Source organism: Pseudomonas sp. AC016 (genome assembly GCF_979253365.1).
Genome location: NZ_CEEDCC010000001.1, coordinates 992,655 through 1,015,086, shown reverse-complemented (window position 1 = coordinate 1,015,086; position 22,432 = coordinate 992,655). Strand labels below are relative to the sequence as shown.

General features: G+C 58.3%; 13 protein-coding genes. 10 read left to right on the top strand and 3 right to left on the bottom strand.

The genetic code is table 11. The features are described 5' to 3' along the window. Positions 1 to 32 precede the first annotated feature (32 nt). Together AC0IXS_RS04460 and AC0IXS_RS04455 are read right to left on the bottom strand one after the other, a co-directional pair. Positions 33 to 581, bottom strand: coding sequence for a hypothetical protein (locus tag AC0IXS_RS04460; RefSeq protein WP_164672324.1), 549 nt, complete (start codon positions 579 to 581; stop codon positions 33 to 35). After that, positions 578 to 1,102: a hypothetical protein gene (locus AC0IXS_RS04455; protein ID WP_163033363.1), complete on the bottom strand. Its 525-nt coding sequence runs from the start codon at positions 1,100 to 1,102 to the stop codon at positions 578 to 580. Before AC0IXS_RS04455 ends, AC0IXS_RS04460 begins: the two co-directional genes overlap by 4 nt. 230 nt (positions 1,103 to 1,332) lie before the next feature. On the opposite strand from AC0IXS_RS04455, the gene AC0IXS_RS04450 reads away from it, so the two are divergent. The 3 genes from AC0IXS_RS04450 to AC0IXS_RS04440 all read left to right on the top strand — a co-directional run bounded on the left by AC0IXS_RS04450 (position 1,333) and on the right by AC0IXS_RS04440 (position 12,845). Then, positions 1,333 to 2,736, top strand: coding sequence for a hypothetical protein (locus AC0IXS_RS04450; protein ID WP_471823950.1), 1,404 nt, complete (start codon positions 1,333 to 1,335; stop codon positions 2,734 to 2,736). A 122-nt stretch (positions 2,737 to 2,858) separates the two neighbouring features. Further along, positions 2,859 to 8,036, top strand: a complete 5,178-nt coding sequence (locus AC0IXS_RS04445) for a hypothetical protein (protein ID WP_449124182.1) — start codon at positions 2,859 to 2,861, stop codon at positions 8,034 to 8,036. 63 nt (positions 8,037 to 8,099) lie between these two features. Continuing rightward, positions 8,100 to 12,845, top strand: coding sequence for an RHS repeat domain-containing protein (locus AC0IXS_RS04440; protein WP_471823948.1), 4,746 nt, complete (start codon positions 8,100 to 8,102; stop codon positions 12,843 to 12,845). 104 nt (positions 12,846 to 12,949) lie between these two features. Here AC0IXS_RS04440 and AC0IXS_RS04435 read toward each other — a convergent pair whose 3' ends face one another. Beyond that, a complete protein-coding gene (locus AC0IXS_RS04435) occupies positions 12,950 to 13,204 on the bottom strand; it encodes a helix-turn-helix transcriptional regulator (protein ID WP_057410100.1) in 255 nt (84 codons plus the stop codon). Positions 13,205 to 13,434: 230 nt separating this feature from the next. Between AC0IXS_RS04435 and kdpF the strand changes: the two genes are divergently transcribed. The 7 genes from kdpF (at position 13,435) to AC0IXS_RS04400 (ending at position 22,333) form a co-directional block, all read left to right on the top strand. Beyond that, entirely contained in the window at positions 13,435 to 13,524 is a 90-nt protein-coding gene (kdpF, locus tag AC0IXS_RS04430; RefSeq protein WP_004882540.1) for a K(+)-transporting ATPase subunit F, read from the top strand. Between the two features lie 8 nt (positions 13,525 to 13,532). After that, positions 13,533 to 15,227 carry a potassium-transporting ATPase subunit KdpA gene (gene kdpA, locus AC0IXS_RS04425; protein WP_057410098.1) on the top strand — a complete coding sequence of 565 codons (1,695 nt, stop codon included), beginning with the start codon at positions 13,533 to 13,535 and terminating at the stop codon, positions 15,225 to 15,227. Positions 15,228 to 15,243: 16 nt separating this feature from the next. Continuing rightward, positions 15,244 to 17,304 carry a potassium-transporting ATPase subunit KdpB gene (kdpB, locus tag AC0IXS_RS04420; RefSeq protein ID WP_424481804.1) on the top strand — a complete coding sequence of 687 codons (2,061 nt, stop codon included), beginning with the start codon at positions 15,244 to 15,246 and terminating at the stop codon, positions 17,302 to 17,304. Positions 17,305 to 17,363: 59 nt separating this feature from the next. Then, on the top strand, positions 17,364 to 17,936 hold the full coding sequence (gene kdpC / locus AC0IXS_RS04415) for a potassium-transporting ATPase subunit KdpC (RefSeq protein WP_122669175.1): 573 nt from the start codon (positions 17,364 to 17,366) through the stop codon (positions 17,934 to 17,936). Between the two features lie 167 nt (positions 17,937 to 18,103). After that, positions 18,104 to 20,767: a sensor histidine kinase gene (locus tag AC0IXS_RS04410; protein ID WP_122669174.1), complete on the top strand. Its 2,664-nt coding sequence runs from the start codon at positions 18,104 to 18,106 to the stop codon at positions 20,765 to 20,767. 55 nt (positions 20,768 to 20,822) lie between these two features. Next, the gene (locus AC0IXS_RS04405; protein ID WP_025993132.1) at positions 20,823 to 21,515 is read left to right on the top strand and encodes a response regulator; all 693 of its coding nucleotides are present in this window, start codon (positions 20,823 to 20,825) and stop codon (positions 21,513 to 21,515) included. Between the two features lie 539 nt (positions 21,516 to 22,054). Further along, entirely contained in the window at positions 22,055 to 22,333 is a 279-nt protein-coding gene (locus AC0IXS_RS04400) for a hypothetical protein (RefSeq protein WP_024687857.1), read from the top strand. Positions 22,334 to 22,432: the final 99 nt, after the last annotated feature.

The window sequence follows — 22,432 nt, the reverse complement described above, 5'->3', positions numbered from 1 at the left end:
AATGGTCGCATGGAGTGGGCATGAGAGCAGGGTCAAAGCTCTGGCGCATCGACCTGAATCTGGACGCAGGAAGTACGCTTGTTGGGTGTTTCGTTCGGCCGCTGATAATGGTCCATGACCTGAACGCCTGGCCGGACTACCAAGCCTGCTGGCGTTGCCATGATGTCTTCCAAAGGGATCGGATCCGCGGTAAGGTCTTCTTTTATGATTCGCAGATAGATCCAGAAATAATTGCCATCGTCATTACGGTCACAGTTGTAGTCATCGAACAGCAGGACATTGGACGCCGAGGGCGCGTGTTCGAACTCGATAGCGACGGCCCGATCGTTTGTGCAGTAATCGTTACCGTTGAAGTCATATTTTCCTGTCTTGAACTCCAATGAGCAGTGATTGGCACCGTTCGCACCCTCCAGGGTCAGTTTGGGGGTTTTGTCAGTGTCAGAGAGGCTGTCTGATGGCTGGGCCTGAATGTAACCTGTGATGCTGAGCGTGAGCGCTATCATCAGAACTGAAACCGACAATAGCTTTTTTGGGTTGCCCACACTGTTCATCGAGTGGGCCAATAAGTGTCGTAATTTCATGGTGATACTTCCATTATCGCGCAGGTGATGGTGTCTGAGTCATAGCCGCTTTTATATGCGTCAACCAGCCGCACGCCTGGAACAACCACTCCTGGTATTGACAGCGTATTCAGGTCCTCGATGCGAACTTTATCGACCATGTTGGTAGGTTGTTTTACAGTGGTTAACTTAAACCATTTGAAGTTGAGAGACGAACTTCGATCTAGTTCGCATCTATTGGTTCCGGTGCTTTCTCTGCGTCTGGCGCTTACAAGGTAAATGTTCGAGGCGGAGGGAACGTTGACGAGTTTGAAATACCCACCGTTTTTTAATTCTTTACACGTGTCGCTGGAACCTGACTCGGGGAACTTGACTTTACCGCCAAATGGGAGTGAGCACTGCAAACTCTGATCTGCAAAGTAAAAACTGACGGAGCCATTGTCCACGTGCTTGGTTTCAGGTATTTGACTTTCGCGCGTACAACCCGTAAGCATAAATAATGCCGCCAGGCTGCCCGTACACAAACGCTGTAATGTATTCATGATCATCTCGCTGATCAGTTAAAAAGGGGGGGCGAATGTCAATGCCGTGACATCTGTTTTAACTTTAAGCGCTTCGCAGTAGCTTGCCACCTATCAATAGTGCGAGGTATCCGGATCAAGCGGGCCGTTTTATAAAGGCAGCATCGGGCAGAGGCAAATATTTCTTGTCTCCGTTTTACACCCCCAAAAATTAAAGTTTTCACGTAAGTTTAGTCAATAGGTGGGTCACTATGAATACTTCGTTACCAGTCGTGCACGTCAAGGAATCTCATGCACTGAAGGTGGATCCCGAGCCGGTTTCGTCTATCGAGGTGTTTACGCTTGCCGTGCCACCTTATGCACGCATGACGTGTAACGATAAGGTAACTGTTACTTGGCAAGGTGTGTCCGACGGTGGCGTCGAAGATGAAACGTGGACACATACTCAGACAGTGGAGGTTGCCGGACGCGTTCTTTATTGGTCACTGGGTATTAGCTATGTCGCCTTCATTCCCAACGGCTCGGCCTTGGTGAGTTATAGCGTCGAGTATGCCGACAGTCAGGCAGGCGAAGAAAATTCGCCGGTCCAGACGTTCACTATTGTTGCTCCCGACACGCCGCTTTTACCCAGGGTCCTTATTGATGGGCTCGTCGGCGACAGCCTTGATCCGGAGGCCTTTCCTGAAGGGCTCGTGCTAAAAGTCGCGGCGTATACGGACATACAGATCGGTGATGACGTTCTGTTGTACGCTTCGGGCGGGCAGGGGAGCGATGACCACGTATTGGCATGGCGGGTTGACCAGCGTACTGTCGATACAGGCGAAATAACCTTCACTCTTGAGCCGTCCTGGTTGCAGCAACAACTCAACGAAACCGTTGATTTTGCCTGGCAGTATGCCCGCCCGGGCGCTGCGGGTTCTTCGGATTCTCTTGAATTGCAGGTAAAGGCGGCATGGCGCCCTGCGGCACCAAGCGTGATTGGCGCCCAGCCCGAGTTGCGCAGAACAGTGCCCGGTCAGGGCTACATTGACGCCTTCATGCTTCGGGCTGGCGCGAAGGTTCTGATTCCCGAGGAGGCCGGGCTAAGTACCGACGATGTTGTTGAGGTGCATTGGCAAGGACAGGGTGAAACAGGTTCCTGGATAACCAATGAGGCCGATCCAGGTAACCTCCTGCAGTTTTCCATACCACCTTCGGCCGTTCCGGCGAACATGGGCAAACGGCTGACGGTTATCTACACGGTTGCCCGCCCGGGCGAACCCAAAGCTACCTCGCGGCCCTTCGATCTGCGCATTGTCCCGCTACCGGTTGCACAATTGAGCACCGTCCAATGCGCCTGTGTAGATGCCGGAACACTGCGCCTGAGCTGTGTTCCCGACACCGGGGCAGAAGTTACCCTGAACCGCTGGATGTTCATGGCTGAGCGCCAGTTGGTCACAATACGGGCCGAGAGTTCCGTCAGCCATGTAGTGCTGGAGGATGAACCCGTCACCTCTGCACATCTCGATGACGGCAAGGTCACAGGCATCCTGTCGCGGGCCTTCCTTGAAAGTCTTGGCGAAGGGACTCACCTGAGTCTCAAGGTTCGCGTCAGTTTCGATGACGGGTATTCGTATACCGAGTTTCCAACCGTTGAACTCACGATGGCTACCTGAGGAGCGGCGCAATGCCGATCGCGTCAGGCGATCAAAGAGAATCTTCAAATCAACGTATGAGCTCAGACCGTAGAGCGGTCCGAGCCCACCCTGAAGCACACACTCATGAAGAGGAACTGGCCATGGCTGGCTATTCAAAAGAACAACTCATCGCGTGGATGCGCGAACAACCCCGCACGCTCGGCTGGGGGGCGATTCTGGCGTTCAATCGGGCGGATACCAATACGGTATTGCTTCAGGAATATATCGAACGTTTCAGCAACGATACCTATCTTCCAGCCGCGCAGGGCTACATCAAGGGCTCCAACACTCAAGGGCAATACATCACCGACTATGTGATGGATTATCCACGGCTGTCATTCGATATCGCCAATGTGGAGCAGGAAATCCCTGATGCCCGGTTGACCATGAAGGTAGTGGGAGGCACCCAGGTAAGTTTTGAGGAAGTTGTCGGCGGGCTGAACGTGACAAGGGTGGAAATTGTCGACCCGCTGAACGGTCCCGAACTGACGCTGAAACTGCAGTTGGTGGATGTGCCCGGCAATGTTGACAGCGCGGGAAAGGTGGTGCTGGACCTGAAAAAAAGCAGCGATTTCAGCTTGAGTTATTCTGATTTCTCGGAAGAACAGACGTTGGGCGGTCTTTTCTTCAAACAATTATTTGACGCGTTACCTGACGCCAAAAGAATCATGGTGCTCAGCGAATTCGTTCGGAAAAAAGATAACGTATTTAATCCTAAAACGATCAAGATCAGAACCCAGTCTGCACCCGGAGCAAAATCGCGCAGCGCCGAAAACTATGGCGACGGTGCCGTATTGGTTTTTGTGGCGATGGAGGGTGCTGCCAATGGTGGTAATCCCGATGGAAGTTTCAAATACCTTATCCCCAATGATGCAGGAAAGGATTTCAATGCAACGGTAGTGCTCGGTAATAAGACGCTGCTGGAAGTGTTTGCACATGCTGCGCAAAACGATTTTGGAACAGGTGCCTGGACTTACAGTACCGACACATCAGGCTTTTGCATCATGCACCCTGATGGAGGTCATTTGGGCGATTCAAGTTATGGAATGCCGGAAGTGACTAATAATTGGCGTGGCTGGATGGGGACGCCTTTCGAGCTGGGTTATGGGGGTGGTAAATATATGGATTTTACGATAAGGGATAACCTCGTAGAAGTCCGGTATGTGAAGAATGATAAGACGCAATCGTGCCGAATTGTTTTGAGCAAAGGTGAGGAAGTCGTTGAGGGGTCTGTTTATTCAGTGCACACTATGCAGGCGTCAAGAAGTTATGCGCTGAATCATACGACCGGTATGATAGAGCCCGGCGAAACTTCCAATACAGCGGGGTCGCTTAGGCTGGCGCTTCATGAAGAAAATTACAGCCATCCGGCTACAGTAGACGGCTTTAATAAATACAGCCCCTATATTGCTGACCAACTGCTTGAGGATATGCGACGGAAGGTGCCGTCCACCCTTCGGCATATCCCGCCCGTCAGCACGTTCGTGCTGGAGTCACTGTTGTTCAGAAATAGCAAAATTGTTATGAAGGATTTTGCCCTGCTCGGTGACATGGCCATTTTTGGTCAGGTGGGGGCTGACGTGACTCTTTTCACTATTGACCCGCTGCAACCTTTGGTGGGTATTGGTGATACCCAGCAGTTCGTCACCCGGCCAGCCGGGCAGCCGGTTTCGAGCTGGAAGGTGGAAAGTATTTCGGGCAGCGCTGAGAACGTGGGCACTATTACCTCTACGGGGCTGTACACTGCTCCATCCAGCATCAAGAGTACCTTTACTCGGGTCAAAGTTACGGCGACGATCGGAGCTCACCACAGTGCGGCTCTCATATCAATTGTGGTCAGCGACATCAATGTCAGCCCTGTGATCCAGACGTGCGGCGCTACTCACTCGCGCACTCTATCGGCCGGCACTCGTGGTACTGGGGCGCTGACCTGGTCGCTGCGTACCCCCGGCAATGGTGGAAAGCTGGAGATGGGCACGAACGGCAAGTGTGTTTATACGGCGCCTGCCCCCCCTCCCGCCGACCCAGGCCTGCTCTATGTCATTGATGAGATCGTGGTCAGGAACGAACTGACGGGTAAAAGTCGCTCGGCCTGGGTCATGGCACTGCTCGCTAATACTTCCCTGAGCATTGTGCGTGAGGCTTCTGCAGCCTTACCACCCAACCAGGCCAGATTGCGCGCGAAAGGAGAAGAAGGGTACATAAGCGACGATGTTATTGACTGGGAGATACTGGCAGGAAGTGGCGCAATAGAAGAGGGCGTTTTCACTCAGCCAGAGGTCCTGGACAATCGGTTTGCCATTGTCCTGGCAACTTTGTCAATACCTGGTTTCAAAGCAAGGGGCCTCATGTTATTGCCGCTGCCGCTGTTTGACTACCCGTCCAGCAATACAGCGCGGTTGAATCTGCGGCAGTCTGAAATTGAAACGGTCGAACCGTTGGCCGTCAGCAACTCAAAAGACCAGTTACTCGAATACATGCGGGCGCGTGAAACCACGCAGGACTGGGGGGCAATCTGCATGTTCGGTCGAGCCAGACTCAACCGCCTGCTGGAGCAACAGTTCGTCGCCGGCTTCGATGAGTTCAGTTTTCTGCCGGCATTCAGCATTCAGCGCATTGACCTGACGGATGACCAGACAGAATGGATGGAACTGGATTCGATCATTTTGAGCAAACCGCTGCTCTCGTTCGAAACGGCTTCGCTGGACAATTCTCGTGCGACGTTGAAATTGGGCATCATGTCCGGTGTCGTAAAAGTATTCTCAAGTCCGGTTGGTAGCCCTAAAAGGCTGTTGTCCAGTTTCACACTGTCCGAACCGCAAGGTTACATTCTGGAGATGGGTATCAATCTTCATCTTGTCGTCGGCGAGGTGGACGCACGTGGGCGCGTGACGCTGGACTTCAATAATGGTCTGGATTTCCGCTGCAATCTGGGTGAACAACTCAACGCCCGGAACCGGATAGGAGAGGCCTTTGAGGGTGTTCTGAAGGCGTTGCCACGCCACAAGCGTGTCTTTGAACTCGGTACGTTGGAACTTCAGGGGTACAACCCGCTGAGTCCGACCACGTTTCATATCCGGACCCAGGCTGCGCCGGGTGCGAAACATGTCAAAGCGTCCAATTACGGTGAAGGCGGTGTGCTGATTTTCATCGCCCTCAGGGACAAGCCTTCGCCAGGGTATTTTCCGGGAGAAGGCAGTGGTTTTCCTTATTTCATCCCCGACGACAAGGATGGTGAGGGCAATGATCTGTACTCGGCTGCGCTGGTGGTGTCCCACGACATGATTCAGCACGTCGAACCGGAACGTCTCGATCTACTCAACGGTCTACTGTTTCCTGGCGAGCACGTCTTTGTCGAAAGCTCCCGACATACCCCGAAAGACCTGATTGTTTTCGGCAATATCGATCCCACACTGACCAGTATCACGCTGGAACCTCTGTTCCAGGTCATGCACGCTGGTAATAAGCAGCAATTCAATGTGCGTCAGGTCGGCAAGACGATCAAGGCAGCCGATGTGCAATGGAGCGTACGCAGCATCAACATGTTGAACGCCGGCAGTATTTCGAACACGGGCATGTACCAGAGTGTACTTCCTGCGCAACTAGGCAAGCAGACTGTACGTAATGTGGTCACTGCCACTTACAGAGATCCATCGGGCGGCAGTGAGCGTCGAGCGAGCGCCCTTGTGGCTGTTGTACTGGAAGCAATTACCGTAGCGCCTCAGGTAAGCGCTCACTATCTGAGTAGCACCCCGCGTGCTACGCAGCTGTTTGCTGTAAGCCTGGATGAAGGGGAACTCGCCTGGCGCTTGCTCGATCCGCAACAGGGAAGTCTGGTCGCCGCTGGCAACCAGGCGACCTACACCCCGCCCGTTACGTTGCCTGACTCGCAGAGTATGCTCGTGCAGCGCGTTGAGGTTCAGGATAAACGCTCAGGGCTCAGGGCTGAGGCGTCTATGCTGTTGCTGGCCAGTAATCCTCATCTTGAGGTCACGCCATCGCACGTGTTCGGGTTGGGGCATTCGGGCACTGTCCAGTTGGTTGCGTCTTCAGAATACCCGTCTGAAAATCTGCGCTGGAGCGTTATCAGTGGCGACGGTACCGTGAGTCCCGATGGGCTGTTTACGGCACCGGCGCAATTGGGCTCGCCGACGAGCGTGGCGCGCTGTGAATTCGTTTATGACGGTAACGTTTTACTCACTGGCTACAGCGTTATCCAGCTCAGTGATTTCGTGCAGGCGCAGTCCTGGACCCAATTGCAGAACTTCCAGTTGACCATCCCTGCTGATCAGACTCGGGCCTTGGGCAATGGTTACCAGCAGATCGCCGTCGATGTCGAGGTCGAGACCAAACCGGTCGATGGAGTGAGCTATCCCATCACGGAAGAAGAAATGAGCAGTCTTACCATCGTCCATCGCGACAGTGGTCAGGCATTGAATTATCTGTCGCAAAACGAAGAGGGGATCGCAGACGACGCTGTTTATCGTTGGGCTGTCAGCAACAAGGAGAATCGCTTCAACCGCTACGGCGCTGTGTCACCGGCGATGAACGAAAAACATTTCGACGTCAGCGGTGGCATTACCCGGCGGCGGGTGTATCTGCACACCCGTGCCAGCGACCCCGAGATCTTTCATGCGCGCTTTATTGATGCGTTTTTTGGCGAACACAACTCCAATGAACAGAGCCAGACGGCTCCCCGTGTCATTGAACCTGTTCCTGTGACGGTGCCGCAATTCGAAAGCAATAATTATACATTCTCACCCAAGCGTGTTGATGGCAATGGCAACAATCCGCCGCAGCAGGAAGATTACGATTATTTTCTCGATACCACCGACTATTGGTATCTGGAATTCGTTGGCAGAGATGGCAAACCCGTTCGCTTCTTACGCTGCGAGTTTGAGGGCAATCAGTCGACGCTTCAGTGGGAAAGTCGGCGTCAATGGGAATACATGTTCAGTCATACCGGATACATCTTCCGTGACGAAGAAGGCAGGTTTGATAAGTCCGTCATGCTCTATGACAGCCGGTTGCCTTCTATTGTGCCTGCGCTTCCTGTTCCTATCCAGCCCCCCGAGGAAGTCGGTGTCGGACAGTTGCTGATCAGTCTTTTTCGCAAAAGTAACGTGCTTTACAAGGGCTCGTCTGTAGCGAAGTCGCTGGAAGCACCATTGATGATCAAGCTCCTGGACAAGAATGGCAATCGCCATCACCTGTCTCTGGCTTTCGCCCCCATGGAAGTCGCCAACAGCCGAAATAAATTGCTCCTGAGTGTTATCTGAATCTTCACATTTGCGGGTGTGGTCCGGCATTGACGGGCCACGCCTTGGCTTGAGGCTTATCTCATGACGACTTCTACCTCCCTGCATTCCAATGCCTTCAACTTCATGAGTTTCATCAGCGGCGGCGTCGACCCGCGCACCGGGTTGTATACCGTGTCCATCGCCCTGCCCGAACTCAAGACCGAAGACCTGGCCGGCCCCACCGTGCCGCTGGCCTTGGCCTTCAGCCCCCTCAACACCCGCGACGCCGGCTACGGCATGGGCTGGAGTCTGCAACTGTCGCAGTTCAGTCCCGCTTCGCAGATCCTTTCGCTCGGCACCGGCGAAACCTTCAAGGTCACCGAAACCGCCCCCGACGGACGCCTGCTCATGAAAGAGCAGAAACTCGACAGCTTTCATGCCTATGACCTGGGCAACGGTTTTTACCGGGTGGCGCACAAGTCCGGGCTGGTGGAAATCCTTCAGATGCTCGGCAGCGCCGCCGAGCCGGTTGCCCTGCCGGTCGAGATACAGTCCGCCGACGGTCGTGCGGTCACGCTGGCCTACGACACCTTCAACGGCCAGCCCCTGCTCAGCGAGGTCTGGGATTCCCGACGCCGCCTGCTGAGCCTGACCCGCAGCTCCGGTGCCGTCGAGGTGCGCCTGCACCCCGATGAGGTCAATGTGCGCTTTGTGCTGGAATTGTCGGATGCCGACCACCGCGTCGCACGCCTGGTCCTGCCCACCGAGGAGCAGGCCAGGTGGGCATTCACCTACCGGACCCTGAACGGCCTGCTGTGCATCAGCGAAGTGCGCACCCCCGCCGGTGCTCACGAAATCCTGTATTACGACGATGCCGGGCATGCCTTTCCCGGCGCCACCGGACGCCCCGGCCTGCCTCGCGTCAACCGCCATGTCAGCGACCCCGGTCACGGTCAGCCACCCGTCGAAGTGCACTATATGTACGGTACGGCGACAGTACCCGACACCCACAACTTCCTCGGCCATGACGCGGCCGGGTTGATTTTCGAAGACAACGGTCTGGACAACCTTTACCGGATCACCGAGGCCTACCTGTATGGCACCACCGAAACCCTGATGGACGGTGGGCAGGCCGTGCGCCGCATCGAGCGTACGTTCAACCGCTTCCACCTGATGACCGAGCAACGGGTCACTCAGGGGCGCAACGTGAAGACCACTTCAACGGTCTACCATGCCGACGACGAGCTGAGCTTTGATCAGCAACCGGCGTACTGCCAGTTGCCCTTTACCGCCACCGACACCTGGTCTTCACTGGACGATGCCAACCGGGTGCGCCACGAAACCGTGACCACCACCTACGACACGTTCGGCAACCTGCTAGAACAGGTCCAGGCCAACGGCGTGATCGAGACCAGCAACTGGTACCCGGCTGAAGGCGAAAACGGACTCTGCCCGCCCGACCCCGAAGGCTTCGTGCGTCAGCTGGCCAGCCGCACCGTGACCCCGGCCGCATCCACTCACGGCGATCCGTCGCCAGTGCTGCGCACCCGCTACCGCTACGACGCTCTGCCCCCGGTGAGCGGTGCCGACCGGCCCTGGCTGGTACTGAGCGAGGAGGCGTTGCTGCAGGTCGACTCGGCGAAGACCTCTGCGGCCAGGCAGGAAACCTCGCAAGAGGTGACCCGCCTGCTGCAGCACGTCCTGGCCCCATCGATGGCCGCTCGTCTCGTGGCGCTCATCGAGACAGCGCTCCTGCAGGAAGCACCGCACGAAACCTCGCTGCACCTCACCCGACGCACCTACATCAATGATCCGGCCGATGCCCTGAACCACGGCCGTCCACTGCAGGAACGCTTCACTCTCAACGGCATCGACACCGTGACCGACTACGCCTACGTCAAAACCGCCGCCCGCCACGTCGAGGAAACCGTGCTCAGGACCACCCAGACCCTGAGCAGCAGCCTGGATGACGAGCGCAAGATCATTACCCTGGAACACTCGCTGCTCAGTGGCGAGGCGCTGCTGACCCGTGACGACACCGACGTGGAGATCCGCTACCAGTACGATGCGCTGGGCCGGGTCGTGGCCGAGACCGTGGCGCCGGGCAACAAAGAGTACGAGGCGACGCGCAACTACCGCTATCACCTGGCGGCCCATGATCAGGATCAGGCGTGGCAGGAAGTGGTCAACGTCAAGGACGTGACAGTGCGCAGCGAACTGGACGGCCTGAACCGGGTGGTGAGGGAACTGCGTCAGGACGCCGACGGCAACAATGCCCTGCGCGACACCTATGCGGCGCAGTACGATGGCCGTGGACAACTGATCAGCGAAACGCAGATCGACTGGATGATCGGCCAGAACACCCTGAAGCTGACCCGCCACTTCGGCTACGACGACTGGGGCCAGCAGGTCAGTGAGACCGGGCCGGATGGAGTGGTGAGCTTCAAGGAAACAGACCAGATTGCCAGTCCGGATGGGCCGGTGACACGTGAATGGCTGCAGCACTCGATTGACGCAACCGAGAAATACAACCTGACCGTGACGCAGTTGAACCTGTTCGGCGATCCGACCAGCGTCGAACGATTCGACCGTCTGGAACAGTCCGGCGGAAGCCATTTCTCTCATTACGACGGATTGGGCCGTTTGGCCGAGGAAATCGACGCACTGAATCATGTTACGGGTTATCGCTACGACGCCTTTGACCGCCAGGTGCAACACATTCTTCCCGACAAGGCTGTGGTCAAACGCACCTATGCCCCACACAGCATCGAAGACTTGCCCATCCTGATTTCCGTCAATGACAATGTGCTTGGGGAGCAGGCGTTCGACAGCCTGGACCGTCGCTGGCGCACGGTAACGGGGGGGCGTAAACAGACCTATAAATTCAAAACGGGACAGTCCCGGCCCTGTTCTGTGGAAACCGCCAGAGGGCAAACCATTGATTACGTTTACAACCCCGCGCTGGGTGAGGAGCCGTTGCAACGCACTATTGTCGACAGCCCTATCAGCGCCGCTTACCGATACGACCCGAAAAACGCGCGATTGATGGAATGCGATGAGCAGGACCAGAAGCTGGGTCGAGAGTATTTCAGCAATGGTGAACTCAAGAGCGAAACGCGGACTTCCGGAACCGAAGTACATACGATGCATTACCTGTACAGCCTTGAGGGGCGTCTTCTGGAGTACAAGGATGTGCTTGGCCAAGTGCAGACCTACACGTACGACTCGTATGGACGTATCCAGAAAACAGAGCTGCAAGACGCCATCAGCGGTACCTTTTTCCATGATCCATTGGGGCAGGTTCAGCGCATTGAAACGGTCAGTGGTGAGCAGCAGGTAATGACCGCTCTGGAGTACGATGATTTCGGTCGCGAGACACAGCGCAGTTTCGATCTTGATGGTGTGATTCAAGTCATGACTCAGGTCTGGGACAACACCGACCAGCTCAAGCAACGTACCCTCAAACAGGGTGACACCCTCTTGCGTGATGAAGTGTATTCCTACGACTCTCGTGGTCGGCTGACCGGCTACACCTGCTCGGGCAGTCAACCTCCTGTGGATGCCTACGGGAAGGCCATCACATCGCAACTGTTCCGATTCGACATACTCGACAACATGACCCAGGTGCGTACTGTATTTGACGGCGGCAGCAATATTGCCACCTATCATTTCGAAAATGACAAGGACCCGACACAGCTGAGCCGAGTGTCCAACAGCTATCCAGATTATCCTGCCGAGATCAAGCTGCTGTACGACGCCGACGGAAACCTGCTGCAGGACGAAGCAAAACGGACGTTGACCTACGATGCGCTCAACCGTCTGACCTCTGTCAGCGCTCCCGGAGGTGGACCTGTTGATACTGGAGACTATCGTTATGACCCGCTGGATACGCTCAGTGGCCATGGTGATGACCAACGCTTTTACAATGCCGGACAACTGTCTACCCGGCTGACAGGGGACAAGCCCTGTTCTTACTTGCGCGGTGGCCCCCATTTACTGGCTGACACCGATAAGGGCATGACAGCCGGTGATCATAACAACACAGTGCTGTACGGCGTGGGGAACGGTACGGTTGAACCCAGCGCCTACACCGCGTATGGCTATCGAACCGCCTCTGGATCGAAGCAGGGAGGCGCCGGTTTCAACGGTGAGTACGGTGAACCGGGCACCGACTGGCAATTACTGGGCAACGGTTATCGGGCCTATAACCCTGTACTGATGAAGTTTCATAGTCCGGACAGCCTGAGTCCGTTCGACGAGGGCGGTGTGAACGCCTATGCGTATTGCGAGGGGGATCCGGTCAACGGTGTCGATCCGTCCGGGCATGGTTTCTGGTCAGGGCTGGGGCGCGCCTTGGGCATCAAGCCAACGCTGAAGGTGGGTACTGCGGGTGCCAATGGCATGCCCGGTATATTCACATCCCTTGGGAAAGGAAAACAGGTGAGTCGTCTCCGGACCGTAAAATCAACGGATATCGAAAACTTCAATGTGATTTCTAAGCATCGACAAAACGTGGCGGATCGTGCTGAGGCGTCATTTTTCAAGAGTGAAAGAGCGGGTTACTCCGGGAAGAAGCTGAATGAGAAATGGGCGCAAAGAGACGTGGCCCTGTCTGATGCCGAACAGGCACGGGCTGACTTGAAGGCGCTCACGGCGCTCAAGGGAAAGCCCGGAATTACAAAGCAGTCACGAATGAATATTGTCGACGAGGTTCAGAATATAAACACTGCTGAATCGAAGCGAGCCGCAGGTAAACCCGCCGAATCGAGCGGAACAGCGCAGGATATGGAGAGAAGGAACGCCTACCTGGCCTCGCAGGAGAACAAAAGGACCAGGCAGTCTCAATGACTGAATCCTGTCCAGGAAATCACTGATTTTGTTCGGTAATTCGATTTTTAAAAGGCGGCTTTCGAGCCGCCTTTTCATTCAGTGAAGTGCTTCGGATGGTGGTTTCAATTTAGCTGTACTAGGCCCTGCTCAATCGCCTTGACCACCGCCGCGCGCATGCTGCAAACCCCGAACTTGCGGCGAATGTTGCATAAGTGAAAGTTGATCGCGGCCTCGCTGCAATCCTGGATTCTTGACGTCTCCCAGGCAGTCTTGCCGAGCATAGACCAATGCAGGGCCTCCCGTTCCTTGGGCGTCAGGCGTACCTGAGGTTCGCTGGTCAGCGGGTTGAGGTGAACAGGTGTTTCGGTGCGGTTCATCGCAGGTTCCTCGTCCATGAAAACCGTCCGCTACCTTAGCGCGCCAGAACCCGCCTGAAACCTGACAGAAATGACACCTCCCGCCGTTTCATGTCGCCGCAAAACAGAATTTTACGTTTTCTTTATACCTCCCAGGCTGCCTCGCCCTCGTTCCTTTACGCCTCTGTTCACGACAATGCCATTACACGGCCATCGCCGTATCCGATGTGGCTGATCATGGGGAAATTGCAATGAGCGTTATGGATGGTATCTCTCTGTTGATGGGAGTCGGGCTGTTCATCTATCTGTTGGTGGCGCTGTTGCGCGCCGACCAGAACTAGGAGCGGCCATGCACAGTTATGACTATCTGTTGATCCTGGCCTTTCTCGTGCTGCTGCTGTTGCCGGCACCCTGGCTTGGGCGTTTTTACTATCGAGTGATGGAGGGCGAACGCACCTGGCTGACGCCTGTGCTGGGACCCGTTGAGCGGGCCTGCTACCGGATATCCGGCGTTGATCCACGGGTGGAACAGTCCTGGAAACAGTACGCCTGGGCCTTGCTGGCCTTCAATCTGGCGGGCTTTGTCCTGTTGTTTGCGATCCTGTTGTTGCAGGGCGTGCTGCCGCTCAACCCGCAGCAGTTGCCCGGCATGGAGTGGTCACTGGCGTTCAACACCACGATGAGTTTCATTACCAACACCAACTGGCAGGCCTACAGCGGCGAAGCGTCGCTCAGTTACCTGAGCCAGATGGTCGGCCTGACCGTGCAGAATTTCGTCAGCGCCGCCACCGGCCTCGCTGTGCTGGTTGCGTTGTGCCGAGGCATCAGCCGTCGTTCTTCCAACAGCCTGGGTAATTTCTGGGCCGACATGACTCGCGCCACACTGTACGGCCTGCTGCCGATCAGCATCGTGCTGGCCGTGTTTCTGGTCTGGCAGGGCGTGCCGCAAAGCTTCGCCCATTACATCGATGCGCTGACCTTGCAAGGCACCGATCAGAGCCTGCCGATGGGTCCGGCCGCGAGCCAGATTGCAATAAAACAACTGGGCACCAACGGCGGCGGCTTCTTCGGCGTCAACTCGGCGCACCCGTTCGAGAACCCGACGGCCTGGAGCAACCTGTTCGAGCTGGTTTCCATCCTGCTGATCCCAGCGGCACTGGTGTTCACTTTCGGCCATTACGTCAAGGACATGCGCCAGAGCCGTGCGATTCTCGGCTGCATGCTGGCGTTGCTGCTGATTGGCGGGTCGGTGTCACTGTGGGCCGAGTACCAGCCCAACCCGATGCTGAATCTGGCAGGCGTCGAACAGACCGCACCGCTGGAAGGCAAGGAAACCCGCTTCGGCACCACCGGCACCGTGCTCTGGTCGGTGGCCACGACCGCGGCTTCCAATGGTTCGGTCAATGGCATGCATGACAGCCTCAATCCGCTGTCGGGCATGGTGGCGCTGGTCAACATGATGGTCGGTGAGGTGATCTTCGGCGGTGTCGGGGTCGGCCTCAACGGCATGCTGCTGAACGTGCTGATTGCGGTGTTTCTGGCAGGCCTGATGATCGGTCGCACGCCAGAGTATCTGGGCAAGAAACTGCAGGCTCAGGAAGTGCGGCTGCTGGTCGCGACGCTGCTGGTAATGCCGGTCGGCGTGCTGGTGCTGGGCGCCATCGCCGCGAGTATTCCCGGTCCTGCGGGTGCGATCAGCAACCCCGGTCCGCATGGCTTCAGCCAGTTGCTTTACGCCTACACCTCGGCCACAGCCAATAACGGCTCGGCGTTCGGCGGTTTCAGTGCCAACACCGTTTTCCATAACCTGATGCTCAGTCTGGCGATCTTCATCGGCCGTTTCGGCTACATCCTGCCGGTCCTTGCCCTAGCGGGCAGTCTGGCGATGAAAAAGAGCATACCGCAGGGTCAGGACAGCTTCCCGACCCATGGCCTGCTGTTCGTGACATTGCTGACGGTGACCATTCTGCTGGTCGGCGGGCTGACCTTTTTGCCGACGCTGGCACTGGGTCCGATTGCCGAACACTTGAGCCTGGGTTTCTGAGGAACCGACCATGAATATGCCTATTTCTTCTGCCAGACAGGCCGAATCCCAAACCGCTCAGACTTCTGCCAAAACCGGCATGTCGGCCCTGTGGCGTCCGGCACTGGTGCAAGCCTTCGTCAAGCTGGACCCGCGTTTGCTCAAGCGTTCGCCGGTGATGCTGGTGGTGGAACTGACCGCCATCCTGACCACCGTGCTGTGCTTCATTCCCGATCCACAGGTGTCGACCTCGGTCGCGTTGCAGATTGCGCTGTGGCTGTGGTTCACCGTGTTGTTCGCCAACTTCGCCGAAGCGCTGGCCGAGGGTCGTGGCAAGGCGCGGGCCGACAGTCTCAAGGCGGGCAGCGAAGGCCTGAAGGCTCGCATCCGTGACGAGAACGGCAGCCTGCGCACTATCAACGCCAGCGAACTGCGCAAGGGCGATGTGGTGCGCGTCGAAGCCGGGGAGATGATTCCCGGCGACGGCGAAGTGATCGAAGGCATTGCAGCCGTCAACGAGGCGGCGATCACGGGCGAATCGGCCCCCGTGATCCGCGAGTCCGGCGGTGATCGCTCGGCCGTGACCGGCAACACCCGGCTGGTCTCCGACTGGCTGCTGGTGCGCATCAGCGCCAACCCGGGCGAATCGACCCTGGACCGCATGATCGCGCTGGTGGAAGGCGCCAAGCGTCAGAAGACGCCCAACGAAGTGGCGCTGGATATCCTGCTGATCGGCCTGACGCTGATCTTCCTGCTGGTGGTGATCACCCTGCAGCCGTTCGCCCACTTTGCCGGTGGCAGCCTGCCGCTGGTGTTTCTGGTGGCACTGCTGGTGACGCTGATTCCGACCACGATTGGCGGCCTGCTGTCGGCCATCGGTATCGCGGGCATGGACCGACTGGTGCGCCTCAACGTGATCGCCAAGTCCGGTCGCGCCGTGGAAGCTGCGGGTGACGTGCATGTTCTGCTACTCGACAAGACCGGCACCATCACTTTCGGCAACCGCCGTTGCGCCGCCGTCTACGCAGCCCCCGGTGTGACACCCAAAGAATTGGGCGAGGGCGCCTTGCTCGCTTCGCTGGCCGATGAAACCGCCGAAGGCAAATCCATCGTCGAATTCCTGCGCAACCTGCACCCGATGAACGAGCCGACGCTGAGTTCAGTGACCGCCGTGCCGTTCAGTGCGGACACGCGACTGTCTGGTGTGGACTACCAGGGCCATGTGTATCGCAAGGGCGCGGTGGATTCGCTGCTGGCGTTTATCAACCTGCAGCGCAGCGACCTGCCTGCACCGCTGGCACGTGAAGTCGACAAGATCGCCAAGACCGGTGGTACGCCGCTGCTGGTCTGCGCCAATGGCCGTCTGCTGGGCGCGATTCACCTCAAGGACGTGGTGAAACCGGGCATTCGCGAACGTTTCGAAGAGCTGCGCAAGCTGGGCATCCGCACCGTGATGGTGACCGGCGACAACCCGCTGACCGCTGCCGCAATTGCGGCAGAAGCGGGTGTGGATGACGTGCTGGCCGAAGCCACTCCGGAGAAGAAACTTGAGCGGATTCGTCAGGAGCAGGGCGAAGGCCGTCTGGTCGCCATGTGCGGCGACGGCGCCAACGACGCCCCGGCACTGGCGCAGGCTGACGTCGGCATGGCCATGAACGACGGTACTCAGGCGGCTCGTGAAGCGGCCAACATGGTCGATCTGGACAGCGACCCCACCAAGCTGCTGGACGTGGTGCACATCGGTAAGCAGTTGCTGGTGACGCGTGGCGCGCTGACCACGTTTTCCATCGCCAACGACGTGGCCAAGTACTTTGCGGTGCTGCCCGCCTTGTTCGCTGCGATCTATCCGCAACTGGGCGTGCTCAACGTCATGCAACTGGCCAGCCCGCAGAGTGCGATTCTGTCGGCGATCATCTTCAACGCGTTGATCATCGTGGTGCTGATTCCGCTGGCCCTGCGTGGCGTGCGGGTTCAGGCGGCGAGCGCTGCGCACCTGCTGCGTCGCAACCTGCTGATCTACGGCGTGGGCGGCATCTTCGTGCCGTTCGTGGGGATCAAGCTGATCGACATGCTGCTGGTCGCGTTTGGCCTGGTTTGAGTGGATGACCGAGCTGCACGCCGGTCGGTGTGCAGCTTCACCTGATTGAGGATGTAGAAATGTCGAATGTAGTGCGTCCGGCCCTGAGCCTGATTGTATTGATGAGTCTGATCACCGGCGTGGCCTATCCGCTGGTGGTGACCGGTGTGGCGCAAGTGGCGTTCCCGGCGCAGGCCAACGGCAGTCTGCTGTATGACAACGAGGGCAAGGTGCGCGGTTCCGAGCTGATCGCCCAGTCGTTTACCGGCGATGAGTGGTTCCAGCCGCGTCCTTCGGCCGGTGCTTTCGCAACGGTTGCCAGCGGTGCCAGCAACTTTGCACCGAGCAACCCGGCACTGAAGACCCGTGTGACTGAAGACGCTGCGAAACTGGCTGTTCCCGGTCAGGGCCCTGTGCCGCTGGCGTTGCTGACCACGTCCGGCAGCGGGCTTGATCCTCACCTGTCGCCCGAAGCGGCGGACTGGCAGGCCGCACGCGTGGCTGCTGCGCGGAAATTGCCGCTGGACAGGGTTCAGGCGCTGATCGAAGCCAACACCCGGCGTCCATTGATCGGCCCGCCAGTGGTCAACGTATTGACCTTGAATATGAGCCTGAATCAGATAACGTCTACACAACGCAACGCGCAGCTGTAACATTCGCTGACAAAAGCGCTGTTTCGCAACACCGCACGCAGTATGGGAGGCGCTTCCCACAGTCCGGTGTTCGATGCGAGACAACGCTGTTTCAGAAAAATGCGTTCTTCCGGCTGCCTTGATATTCAACGGCGCCCAGGCCACACCGAAAGAGAGTGATACCCAACGTGAGTGATTCCGGTCGAGCAGACGCATTACTGGCTCAATTGCCCCGCGACGGCCGAGGGCGGCTGAAGGTTTTTCTGGGGGCAGCGCCGGGCGTGGGTAAAACCTACGCCATGCTGCAGGCCGCTCACAAACAGCTGCGTCAGGGCGTTAATGTCATGGCAGGCATCGTGGAGACCCACGGGCGTGCGGAAACCGAAGCCCTGCTCAACGGCCTGCCGCAACAGCCGCTGCTGCGCAGCGAATACCGCGGCATGACCCTGGAAGAAATGGACCTGGACGCCTTGCTCAAGGCCGCGCCGAGTCTGGTACTGGTCGATGAACTGGCGCACAGCAATGCGCCAGGCAGTCGTCACGCCAAGCGCTGGCAGGACATTCAGGAGTTGCTGGCTGCGGGCATCGACGTTTACACCACGGTCAACGTTCAGCACCTGGAAAGTCTGAATGACCAGGTGCGTGGCATCACCGGTGTACAGGTCCGCGAAACGCTGCCGGACTGGGTGTTGCAGGAAGCCTTCGACCTGATCCTGATCGACCTGCCGCCCCGCGAACTGCTGGAGCGGTTGCGCGAGGGCAAGGTCTACGTACCGGAACAGGCGCGTGCGGCCATCGACGCCTTCTTCACCCCGACCAACCTGAGTGCTCTGCGCGAACTGGCCATGCAGACCGCGGCGACCCAGGTCGACAACGATCTGGCGCAGGGTTATCGGCAATTGGGGCAGGCTGCTCCGGCAGTGCGCGGTCGTTTGCTGGTGGGAATTGACGGCGATACTCAGGCCGAGCGCCTTGTGCGTCATGCCAGCCGGGTCGCCCAGCGTCGTCATCTGCCGTGGAGCGCCGTGCATGTCGACGACGGGCAGACGCTGGACGAACAGTCCCGGGCGCGGTTGCAAGGTGCCCAGCAATTGGCCGAGCGACTGGGCGGCGAAGTGGTGTCCCTGCGCGCCGGAGAGGTGGCCCGAACCCTGATTCAGCATGCGGTGGAGCGTCGTGCCAATGTGGTGCTGGTCGGCCAGTCGCATCGACACTGGCATCGGCGTATTTTCGGCGGCGGTGTGGCCGCAAGGCTGCTGCGTGAAGGACACGGGCTGGAAGTCTGTGTGCTCGACGACAGCGAGCAGCAGCCCGACCAGCCGCCACGCGCCCGGCCGCTTCGCGATGTGGTGTGGTTCGACTACGGGCTGGCGCTGATCGCAACGGTGCTGGCCAGTCTGGTGGCGTGGGGCGTTTCAGGCGTGCTGGCGTTGCCCAACATCTCTCTTATCTTTCTCGCAGCCGTGCTGCTGGTGGCGGTGCGCAGCAGCATGGGGCCAGCGCTGGCGTGTGCCGGACTGTCGTTTCTGGCTTACGACTTTCTGTTCATCCCGCCCAGTTTCTCGCTGAGCATCCAGCGCGACGAAGACGTATTGACTCTGATGTTCTTTCTGCTGATGTCGGCGCTCACCGGCAAGCTGGCGGCACGTCAGCGTCGGCAGTTGCAGGCGTTGCGCGATACGCAGGAACAGACCAGCGAGTTGCTGGACCTGTCACGCAAGATGACCGCCGCCGCCGACAGCAAGGCCGTGTTTCATGCCGCTGAACAGCACTTCAGTGGCTGGAAGGAATTGAAGCTTTGTCTGCTGGATCGCGACAAGCAGGGCGGCTGGACTGTCGAGACGGGCGGGCCACTGACTTTCACCGAAGCCGAGCGCGCTGCAGCCGACTGGGCCTGGCAACATGAGCAGCCCGCTGGCAGCGGCACCGGCACCTTGCCATCGGGGCAATGGTGGTGGTGGCCGATCACCGCCGAAGAGGGGCCGTTGGCGCTGCTCGGCGTCACGGCACGCAAGGGTCAGTCGTTCACGGCGCAGCACCGGCGCCTGCTGGCGGCGCTGACTCAACCCCTGGCTCAAGCCCTCGCACGTGCCCAATTGGCCGAAGAGCTGGAAGCGGCTCGCCTGCACGGTGAAACCGAACAATTGCGCAGCGCCTTGCTGGCGTCCGTCTCCCATGACCTGCGCACGCCACTGACCTCCATGCGCGGCAGCATCGACAGTCTGCTGGCGCTGGGCGAGGCCATTCCGCTGGAGGATCGCCGTGAGCTGCTGGAAGGCACACGCGACGAAGCCGAGCGTCTGGATCGTTATATCCAGAACCTGCTGGACATGACCCGGCTCGGTCACGGCGCCTTGAAACTGGCCCGCGACTGGGTCTCGCCCGCCGACATCGTCGGCAGCGCGCTCAACCGCCTGCGTGCAGTGATGACGCCGTTGCAGGTCAGTACCCAGGTCGCCGAAGCGTTGCCGCTGCTGTACGTGCATGCTGCGCTGATCGAGCAGGCGCTGGTCAACGTGCTGGAAAACGCTGCACGATTTTCGCCGCCGGAAGGACGTCTGCAAGTAGCGGCGGGCGTTATCGACAGCGAACTGTTTTTCTCGGTCAGCGATGAAGGGCCGGGTATTCCCGAAGAGGAGCGCGCGAAGATTTTCGACATGTTCTACACCGCCGCACGCGGCGACCGGGGCGGGCAGGGCACGGGCCTTGGTCTCGCAATCTGTCAGGGCATGGTCGGTGCGCATGGCGGCCGTTTGAGCGTCGGCGAAGGCATTGACGGTCTGGGTACGCGCATTACCCTGTTCCTGCCGTTGCAGGCTCAGCCCGACGCTGAAACGGAGGAACCGGCTTGAGTCGATCCCGGGTTACGCTTGTGTTCACTTCCTGTATTGAAACGGCAGCGCACCGATGAGTCAGACGGCAACCATTCTGGTGATCGACGACGAGCCGCAGATACGTAAATTCCTGCGCATCAGCCTCGTATCCCAGGGCTACAAGGTGCTGGAGGCTGCCACTGGCGCGGAGGGCCTGACTCAGGCGGCACTGAACAAACCCGATCTGTTGGTGCTCGACCTGGGCTTGCCGGACATGGATGGTCAGCAGGTGCTGAGCGAGTTTCGGGAATGGTCGGCAGTGCCAGTCCTGGTGCTGTCGGTGCGCGCCAGCGAAGCGCAGAAGGTCCAGGCGCTGGACGCAGGCGCCAACGATTACGTGACCAAGCCGTTCGGCATTCAGGAGTTTCTGGCCAGAGTCAGGTCATTGTTGCGTCAGTCCTCCGGCACTGAAAAACCCGAAGCCGCACTGACCTTCGGTCCGCTGACGGTGGACCTGGCGTACCGCCGTGTACTGCTGGACGGCATTGAAGTCGCACTGACCCGCAAGGAATACGCAGTGCTCGCGCAACTGGCGCGCCACCCAGGACGCGTCATCACCCAGCAGCAACTGCTCAAGGACATCTGGGGACCGACCCATACCGAAGACAGCCACTACCTGCGCATTGTGGTGGGGCACCTGCGTCAGAAACTGGGCGACGACCCGACAGCGCCCAGGTTCATCCTGACCGAGGCGGGCGTGGGGTACCGGTTGCTGGCCAGGGATTGAGCGCAGTGCCCGCAAACGTGCCGCAGAGCGCCACATCAAATCCGCCTCAACACTGATCGTGCCCATCGCTCCGCGTGGGCATGCCTCCCGTGACGCTCCGCGTCACAAATTGCACAGACTGCGGACTCAGTGAGCCGAGCGCATGACGTGGATAACGCTGGAGCTTGGCCACGCATGTGCGCCACATTCAAGAGCGGACGCGGAGCGTCCTGAGCGGCATTCCCACGCGGAGCGTAGGAACGATCAGCGTGATCTCAAGCACGCCGATCATGCCCATGCTTGTGCTCAGCGTTATACCCGAGTCTTGCTGCGACCACGGACTGTGGGAGGCGGCTTGCCGGCGATGCTTTTTCTGAAGCGACCTATCAGTAACTGAACTGACGCTATCGCCGGCAAGCCGCCTCCCACTGAACGCCAATGTGCGATGAACCCACGCACTCAAACGAAAACAGTTACCCTTGAGCCCGCGCATGACGGCACTTTCAGCCAATATCGCCGTCAAAGCCGCACAATTCTATTTCTACTTGAGGTAACACCCCATGAAAGCCTGGATCTGTCTGCCATTGTTCATCGTGGTTCTTGCAGGTTGTGCTGGCAAGACCGGGTATCGGGACAGCTGTGCCACGCAACTCGATGCGGCCTGGCATGAGCTTGATCTGGCCAAGGCCGAAGGCTTTGCCGGAACCGTCAGTTACTCCAAGGCCCTCTCGCTGTTGACAGGCGCCAAGACCCAGCAGCAATTCGAAGCATTTGAAGGTTGCACCGAGAAGTCCGAAAAGGCCCGTTTCTACATTCGTGAGTCGCGCGCCGGTCGTTGATCGTTCCCCACGGGCAGGCACATCACGTGTGCTTGCCCGCCCTCGTTTCAGCCCCTCCTGAGCAAATCCCTATTCGCTCTTCAGCAAATCTCTACCCCC

Bases quoted from the DNA above. Each gene is read 5' to 3' on its own strand.
- AC0IXS_RS04440 (WP_471823948.1), top strand. From the start codon at position 8,100: ATGACGACTTCTACCTCCCTGCATTCCAATGCCTTCAACTTCATGAGT.
- AC0IXS_RS04460 (WP_164672324.1), bottom strand. From the start codon at position 581: ATGAAATTACGACACTTATTGGCCCACTCGATGAACAGTGTGGGCAAC.
- AC0IXS_RS04445 (WP_449124182.1), top strand. From the start codon at position 2,859: ATGGCTGGCTATTCAAAAGAACAACTCATCGCGTGGATGCGCGAACAA.
- AC0IXS_RS04400 (WP_024687857.1), top strand. From the start codon at position 22,055: ATGAAAGCCTGGATCTGTCTGCCATTGTTCATCGTGGTTCTTGCAGGT.
- AC0IXS_RS04435 (WP_057410100.1), bottom strand. From the start codon at position 13,204: ATGAACCGCACCGAAACACCTGTTCACCTCAACCCGCTGACCAGCGAA.
- kdpB (WP_424481804.1), top strand. From the start codon at position 15,244: ATGCCTATTTCTTCTGCCAGACAGGCCGAATCCCAAACCGCTCAGACT.
- AC0IXS_RS04455 (WP_163033363.1), bottom strand. From the start codon at position 1,102: ATGAATACATTACAGCGTTTGTGTACGGGCAGCCTGGCGGCATTATTT.
- AC0IXS_RS04450 (WP_471823950.1), top strand. From the start codon at position 1,333: ATGAATACTTCGTTACCAGTCGTGCACGTCAAGGAATCTCATGCACTG.
- kdpF (WP_004882540.1), top strand. From the start codon at position 13,435: ATGAGCGTTATGGATGGTATCTCTCTGTTGATGGGAGTCGGGCTGTTC.
- kdpA (WP_057410098.1), top strand. From the start codon at position 13,533: ATGCACAGTTATGACTATCTGTTGATCCTGGCCTTTCTCGTGCTGCTG.
- AC0IXS_RS04405 (WP_025993132.1), top strand. From the start codon at position 20,823: ATGAGTCAGACGGCAACCATTCTGGTGATCGACGACGAGCCGCAGATA.
- kdpC (WP_122669175.1), top strand. From the start codon at position 17,364: ATGTCGAATGTAGTGCGTCCGGCCCTGAGCCTGATTGTATTGATGAGT.